The following is a 7,424-nucleotide window of genomic DNA, read 5'->3' as shown; positions in this document are numbered from 1 at the left end:
CACTGGAAAATCTGGTCATCGGCGACCCGGCCACCGTGCAGGTCTCGGACACCCTCAGCAAGGTCACGGCCGTGCTGTCGGTGGACAACACCGCGGTAGTCGAAGGCGGCAAGATCACCTACACCGTCACCCTGATCAGCGAAGACACCAAGCTGCCAGTCACTGGCCACGGCGGCGTAACCGTCACCCTGACCGGTGGCACCACCGTGACCATTCCGGCAGGTTCAGCCTCGGGCACGGCCTTCATCAATGCTCCGGATGATGTGTACACCGGTGGGCAAAACACCATCACCAAGTCGATCACCGGCATCGCTGTTGCTGGCGACAAGGTGTTCGAGAACCTGGTGACCGGCACCAACAGTGTCAGCACTACCGTCAGCGACGAGCCAAGCGGCCAGGGCGATGTTGCCAAGGTGAGCATCAATGGCACCACTTCGCTGACCGAAGGCGAAACCGGTAGCTACACGCTGACCCTTACCCATGAATCCAAGGCTGAAGTGACTGTCACCCTCAGCTATAGCGGCACCGCCAAAAACGGTGAGGACTTCACCGGCGTGACCACCGTGAAGATCCCGGCCAACAGCACTGGCACCACCTTCACTATCGGTACCATTGACGACAGTCGAGTCGAAGGCACCGAGAACTTCGTGGTCAAGATCGAAACGGCCACCGGTGGCAACTTCGAGAACCTGCAGGTCGACAGCAGCAAGTCGAGCGTGACCACGGCCATCCTCGACAACGACCACCTGCCGGTTTCGCCTGGCGGTGCAGTGTCTGGCGTGGAGGACACCGATTACGTGTTCGGCTGGAGCGACTTCAAAGTCACCGATGCCGATGGCAACAACGGCCTGTCCGTGACCATTACCTCGATCCCGGTCGCCGGCAGCCTGAAGTTCTTCAATGGCACTGCATGGGTGGACGTGACCGTTGGCCAGGTGGTCAGCCAGGCGGACATTACTGCCAAGAACCTGAAGTTCGTGCCTTTGCTCAACCAGTCGGGGACGGACAACTACGGTGGCAGCGGCGTGGGCAACCAGCAGGCCGACTACGCGCAGTTCAAGTTCAAGCCGAACGATGGCACCAACCTGGGCACTGAAGTGACCATGAAGGTCGACATCAGCCCGGTCGCCGACAAACCGACCTTGAGCTTCGGCAGTGCCGATATCGAGTCCAAAGGCCTGACCAAGGAAGTGTGGAACACCCTCAAGGGCCTGGGTACTGGCGGTAACGGCATTACCGGCGACGATCTGAAGACGGTCTTTGCCAACTCCGGCAATGCCAACTCCAGCACTACCACCACCAACGTGCAGTCCGATGCCAGCGTCACCGCCGGCACCGGTTCGAAAACGTCGGGGCTTATCTATCTGGAAGCCGGCAAGACCTATACCTTCAGCGGCAGCGCCGACGACAGCTTCGTGGTCACCATTGGCGGCAAGACCGTGGTCACGGCCACCTGGGGTGCTGGTGGCCAGGTTTCGGGTACCTTCACCCCGAACACCAGCGGCTACTACCCGATCGAGGTCTACCATGCCAACCAGTCGGGCCCGGGCAGCTACGACCTGAACATCCAGTCAGGCTCGGGTGCTGCCGTGGACCTGAGCAGCTCGAACATCAAGATGTACCAGAACGTGACCGCCATGGCCAACGCCGGCCTGGGCGTGTCCGACCTGCACACCGTGAATGGCCAGAGCTACTACGACGGCTACAAACTCAACGAAGGGCCGGAAGGTGGTTCGGTGAAACTGGTGGGTATTTCCACCGGCCTGACCGATACCGATGGCTCCGAAACCCTTAACGTGACCCTGAGCGGTATTCCGAAAGGTACTGTGCTGAGCGATGGCGCGGGCCATACCGTGACGGTTGGTGGCACGCCAGTGGACGTGACTGGCTGGAAGCTCAGCGGCCTGACACTTACCCCGCCTTCGTACTACAAAGGCTCGTTCGACATCACGGTCACCTCGACTGCGACCGAAAGCCTGGGCGGTTCCGACAGCATTACCGGCAAGATTCCGGTGACTGTCTACGGCGCGACTTACAAGGCGGCGGTAGGCACTTCGGGCAACGACACGCTCACCGGCACCGAGGGCAACGACATCATCGTCGCCGACGTGGGTGGCTTGAACGTGGTTCAGGGCAAGAACTACAACATTGCCTTCCTGGTAGACAGTTCTGGCAGCATGAGCGACGACTCGATCGCCGCAGCCAAGACTCAATTGGCGGCTGTGTTCAAAACCTTGAAAGCAAGCTTGGGCTCCGATATCTCCGGGACGGTGAATATCCTCCTGCTCGACTTCGATACCCAAGTTAACAAGAACGTCACCGTTAACCTTGCCGACCCCGACGCCTTGAAGAACCTTCAAGCGGTCCTGAACTCGATGGTGGGTGATACCGGCGGTGGTGGTACCAACTATGAGGATGCGTTCAAGACGGCGGCCAACTTCTTCAAGAGTACCGTCGCTACCAGTAATACCAACGCGGAGAACCTGACCTACTTCATCACCGACGGCAAGCCGACCTACTATCAGAGCGGCGAGTCCATCAACCCTCGTCTGTGGAGCAATGGCCTGTACCTGGATGACGTTGTAAACGTCAATAAGTACAAGGTGGGTGATACCTACAGTGCTATGGTCGATGCGACTCACAAGGTCGAGATCAGCAGTAGCGGCGTTCTGAAAGTACTGACTTATGGATCCTTCTTCGGCACCACGTATCTTGAATCCACTCGAACGGTCGGAACCATTCATGCCCAGGGTGATGGCACTTACGAGCTGTCCAGCCTGGACGGGTCTGGCAAAGGCACCAAGGACAACTGGGCAGAAGCGGCGTCAGGGTCAACGGCAAGCTTTGCCCTGCTGGGCGATAAAGATACGGGTCTGAGCAAGGTAGTGGCGATCGGCCTCAACAGTGATATAAGCCTGAACGATCTCAAGGCCTATGACACCGCTGGCAAACCGCAAGTCAATATCGACCCATCCAAGCTCGCCGCCGCGATTCTCGGGCATTCCGAGGCAACCTTGCCGGGCACGGATACTGTCGATGGTGGCAACGGCAACGACATCATCTTCGGCGACCTGATCACCCTCAACGGCATCGCCAGCGAGGGCTACCAGGCCCTTCAGGAATATGTCGCGCAAAAGAGCAATGTTGATGTCGGCAGCATTACTACCAGCAACGTTCACCAGTACGTCACCGAGCACTACAACGAATTTGATATCTCCGGTGCCAATGACGCCAAAGACTTCCTGTCGGGCGGCAATGGCAACGACATCCTCTTCGGTCAAGGTGGTGATGACACGCTCGACGGTGGCAAGGGTAACGACATCCTGCTCGGTGGTTCTGGCAATGACACCCTGATCGGGGGCCAGGGCAATGACATCCTGATCGGTGGCAGCGGTGCCGACACCTTCGTGTGGAAGGCCGGTGATTTCGGTAACGATGTGATCAAGGACTTCAAGGTTGCCGAGAAAGACAAGATCGATCTTAGCGACCTGCTGCAAGGCGAGAAGGGCAGCACTATCGACAACTACCTGAAACTCACCACGGTGGAAGGCACGACGACGTTGCAGGTCAGCAGCGAAGGCAAGCTCAACGCCGACGGTGGCATTGCCAACGCCGACGTGACCATCAAGCTGGAAGGTGTGAACTGGTCCAACACCACGATCAACTCGTTGATCAGCGGTGCTGATCCGACCATCATCATCCACAACAAGGACAACTGATGCGGTAACTGGCCGCGCCTGACAGGAGCGGCCCTGTAGGAGCGGCCTTGTGTCGCGAAAGGGCCGCAAGGCGGCCCCAGGGTTTCAGCATCAAAGCCGAAATCGCCGGGGCTGCTCTGCAGCCCTTTCGCGACGCAACGCCGCTCCTACAATGGATCGCGTCAGCCAGGCGGGCGCTACGCAGGCTCTTTTCTGCCTTCTTCCGACAGCGCATACTCTGGCGCCGGCCCTGCGCGGCCGGCGATCTTTGCCTATGCTGCTGTCTACCAACAAGGAACCAACGTGACGAGGGACACCGCCATGTTCTACGTGCAACGCGACGCCACCGGCCAGTTGCAGCGAGTAGAAGCAGCCGCTTTTGACGAATTCACCGAAATGCTCCCCGCCGACCATGCCGATATCCAGGAATGGTTTGCCGATGATGTGGTGGAAAACAGCCTTAATCAGCTCAAGCAAAGTGACCTGGACATGATCCGCGTGCTCGAGGACCTGATCGATGTGCTGACCGCCAAGGGCGTATTCAAGATCACCGACCTGCCTGCCGGTGCGCAGGCCAAATTGCTCAACCGTTCAACGGCGCGAAAGGCGCTCAGCAGCCTCAACAACCTTATCGATGAAGACGAGCAGGGCGGCTTGATCTGATTCTCGGCGCCGCCAATCCTGGTGAGGGCCAGTACAGGTCATCAACTAAGGTACTGCGCCGCCGCATTGCTCAGGATCTTGCCAATCTCTTCCCGCAACGGGCCAGGCTGCTCCACCACCACCCCATCCCCATGGCTCAACAGCCACCAACGCAACGGCCAGCCGTCGCTCACCGTGGCGCGCAACCGATGCCCATGCTCCAGCGCCGTCAACTGCATGTCGCCACTCAGCGGCGTATCCCGCAGCTGCCGCGCCAGTGCATCGCTGATGCGTGCCACCAGCTCCACCCCTTCACCCTGGGTTGGCTGCAACGCATCACCGCGCAGATACGTCAGCAAGTCGAAATTGCTGCGCAACTCGCCGACCGCGCTGGCCGACCAGTGCCAGCCGAACGGGATGCTCTTGTCATTGCGTTCCAGCGGAAAAATCAGCGACAGCTCATTGAGGTCTCGCTCGACCGTACGCTTGCTGACAGAGAAGCCCACATCACGCAGGCGCCATACCAATTCGGCGCTGGTAATGCCTGGGGAGCGGCTGGGCAGTTGGCGCAGCAGCGCCCACTGACGGCTGAGGGTGGCGCGGGTTGTGGCGAACGGCAAAATGTAACGTCCTTGTCTAGGCTTGCCGCAATAGGATGGCGGCACGCGAGGGGCATGGCAATTGGCCACAGCCTGCTCAGATCAAGGAAGTCGCATTTGGTTGCCTCGTGCCGAATCGTTCGCGACAGGTTTTGACGTGACATCACGCAGAATCACGCCTCATCACAGCCGAAGGTTGGGGTTGTGCGTCGTTCAATGAGGATGAACATGTCTGCTGCCAGCAATATCCATTCGCTGCTTGCCCGCCTTCTGCCCGAGCGGGTCATCGCCCCTCCGGCCCCTGTCGGGAGACGACAGCGGCTGTTTGCCGGGGTGGGCTTGCCCAGCCAGCGGTCACTGTTGGTCAACCGCCTGGACGAAGCCAGCGACCTGCAGGCGGTGTATGCCGACCTGCGCCGTCAGGCGTTGCAAGGCAGCGTAGCCGCGCTGAACGACCTTGGCTGGATCTGGCTCAACGGCAAGTACTGGCGCGCCGACACCCTGCTGGCCGGGCACCTGCTGCGCATGGCGGCGCTGCAAGGTAATGCTGCGGCGTGGTTCAACCTTGGGCAGCAGCACTACTTCGGCAAAGGCATCGACGCCTCCTATGTGCAGGCGGCGGAGTGTTACCGCCAGGCCTTCGAGCGGGGCATGCTACATGCCGCCGCGGCCTTGGGTGACTTGTACGAGGAGGAGGTGTGCGATGGCGATCTGGACTGGCAGGTCGACCTGGTGCAGGCCTACCAGTGGTTCATGCGTGGGGCCGAGCGGGGCGAGGCGCGGTGCCGCTTTGAAGTGGGTTACCGGTTGATGCATGGGCTGTATGTGCAGGCCGACCTGAAGGCTGCGCTGTACTGGCTGGAGCTGGCGGCAGCGGCAGGGGTGGTGCAGGCGGCCGAAGAGCTGGCGGTGCATTTCAGCAGCCGTGACGCGATGCGATACCAGGAGTGGCGTGACCGGGCGGTGCAGATGGGCAGCACATTGGCCTTGACCATGAAGCTGGAAGACCAGATTCAGCCCTGAGTTTTGTGTCGCCTGTGCCGTCCTCTTCGCGGGTGAACCCGCTCCCAGATGAAAACCACAAACCTCAGAATTTGTGGAGTACCTGTGGGAGCGGGTTCACCCGCGAAGAGGCCCGAACAGGCAGTGCTAAACCCCCAGCATGAACAACAATTCATCCATACCCCCCGTCACCCCCTGTTGACGACAGGGGGTGGGGCAGGCGTATATTGATAGTTAGCAAACTATGAATATCCTTGGTTCCTTTCATGCCCCTTGATCTCCTGCGCCTGCAAGTCAGCAGCGGCATGGTGGTTGCCGCCCGCCATTGGCGGCGCATCTGCCATACCGCCCTGACGGGCTACGGCATTTCCGAAGCCTGCGCGGCACCCTTGCTGATGATCGTGCGCCTGGGCGATGGCGTGCACCAGGTGGCCGTGGCCCAGGCTGCCGGCCTGGAAAGCCCGTCGCTGGTGCGCCTGCTCGACCAACTGTGCAAGGCCGGCCTGGTATGCCGCAGCGAAGACCCGCTCGACCGTCGCGCCAAGGCTCTGAGCCTGACCGACCAGGGCCGTGCCTTGGCCGAAGCCATCGAAGCCGAGCTGGTGCGCCTGCGCTGCGAGGTGCTGCATGGCATCGACCAGGCCGACCTCGAAGCCGCCTTGCGTGTACTGCGAGCCTTCGAAGCTGCCGGCCTGGGCAGCGCTGGCGGGGCGGCATGAACGGTTTCTTCAGCTCGGTACCGCCGGCCCGTGACTGGTTCTACGGCGTGCGTACGTTTGCCGCGTCGATGATTGCCCTGTACATCGCCTTGCTCTTGCAGCTGCCACGGCCTTACTGGGCCATGGCCACGGTGTACATCGTCTCCAGCCCGTTCGTCGGGCCGACCAGCTCCAAGGCCTTGTATCGAGCGCTGGGCACGCTGCTCGGCGCCGCCGGGGCGATCTTCCTGGTGCCGCCGCTGGTGCAATCGCCACTGCTGCTGAGCATTGCCATCGCCTTGTGGACTGGCACCTTGCTGTTCCTCTCGTTGAACCTGCGCACAGCCAACAACTACGTGCTGATGCTGGCCGGCTACACCTTGCCGATGATCGCCCTGGCGGTGGTCGACAACCCGCTGGCGGTGTTCGACGTCGCGTCCTCGCGTGCCCAGGAAATCTGCCTGGGGATCGTCTGCGCGGCGGTGGTCGGGGCCATCTTCTGGCCGCGCCGGTTGGCGCCGGTGGTGGTGGGCGCCACGGGTAACTGGTTCACCGAGGCCATTCGCTACAGCGACACCTACCTGGCCCGTGAAGCCAGTGCAGACAAGGTCGGCGGCATGCGCGGGGCGATGGTCGCGACGTTCAACTCGCTGGAGCTGATGATCGGCCAGCTCGGCCACGAAGGCGCCGGCCCGCACACCCTCAAGAACGCCCGCGAGCTGCGCGGGCGCATGATCCACCTGCTGCCGGTGATCGACGCCCTCGACGATGCCCTGGTTGCCCTC

At 61.1% G+C, this 7,424-nt stretch carries 6 protein-coding genes; 5 read left to right on the top strand and 1 reads right to left on the bottom strand.

All coding sequences use genetic code 11. The features are described 5' to 3' along the window. The coding region (locus HP546_RS22860; RefSeq protein WP_256678525.1) for an immunoglobulin-like domain-containing protein at positions 1-3,719 on the top strand (3,719 nt) is incomplete at its 5' end. Between the two features lie 300 nt (positions 3,720-4,019). After that, on the top strand, positions 4,020-4,361 hold the full coding sequence (locus tag HP546_RS22855) for a tryptophan synthase subunit beta (protein WP_172229823.1): 342 nt from the start codon (positions 4,020-4,022) through the stop codon (positions 4,359-4,361). A gap of 41 nt (positions 4,362-4,402) precedes the next feature. Here HP546_RS22855 and HP546_RS22850 read toward each other — a convergent pair whose 3' ends face one another. Then, complete coding sequence (locus HP546_RS22850; protein ID WP_172229820.1) at positions 4,403-4,960, bottom strand: WYL domain-containing protein; 558 nt, start codon at positions 4,958-4,960, stop codon at positions 4,403-4,405. 207 nt (positions 4,961-5,167) lie between these two features. Between HP546_RS22850 and HP546_RS22845 the strand changes: the two genes are divergently transcribed. The 3 genes from HP546_RS22845 to HP546_RS22835 form a co-directional block, all read left to right on the top strand. Further along, the gene (locus HP546_RS22845; protein ID WP_172229817.1) at positions 5,168-5,962 is read left to right on the top strand and encodes a tetratricopeptide repeat protein; all 795 of its coding nucleotides are present in this window, start codon (positions 5,168-5,170) and stop codon (positions 5,960-5,962) included. Between the two features lie 245 nt (positions 5,963-6,207). Continuing rightward, a complete protein-coding gene (locus HP546_RS22840) occupies positions 6,208-6,660 on the top strand; it encodes a MarR family winged helix-turn-helix transcriptional regulator (RefSeq protein WP_172229814.1) in 453 nt (150 codons plus the stop codon). Continuing rightward, positions 6,657-7,424: FUSC family protein (locus tag HP546_RS22835; protein ID WP_172229811.1), on the top strand; the 768-nt coding region annotated here is incomplete at its 3' end. The genes HP546_RS22840 and HP546_RS22835, both read left to right, overlap by 4 nt.

The organism is Pseudomonas sp. CM25, from assembly GCF_013179705.1.
Classification (GTDB): Bacteria; Pseudomonadota; Gammaproteobacteria; order Pseudomonadales; family Pseudomonadaceae; genus Aquipseudomonas.
This window is presented reverse-complemented; position numbering and strand designations above follow the sequence as displayed.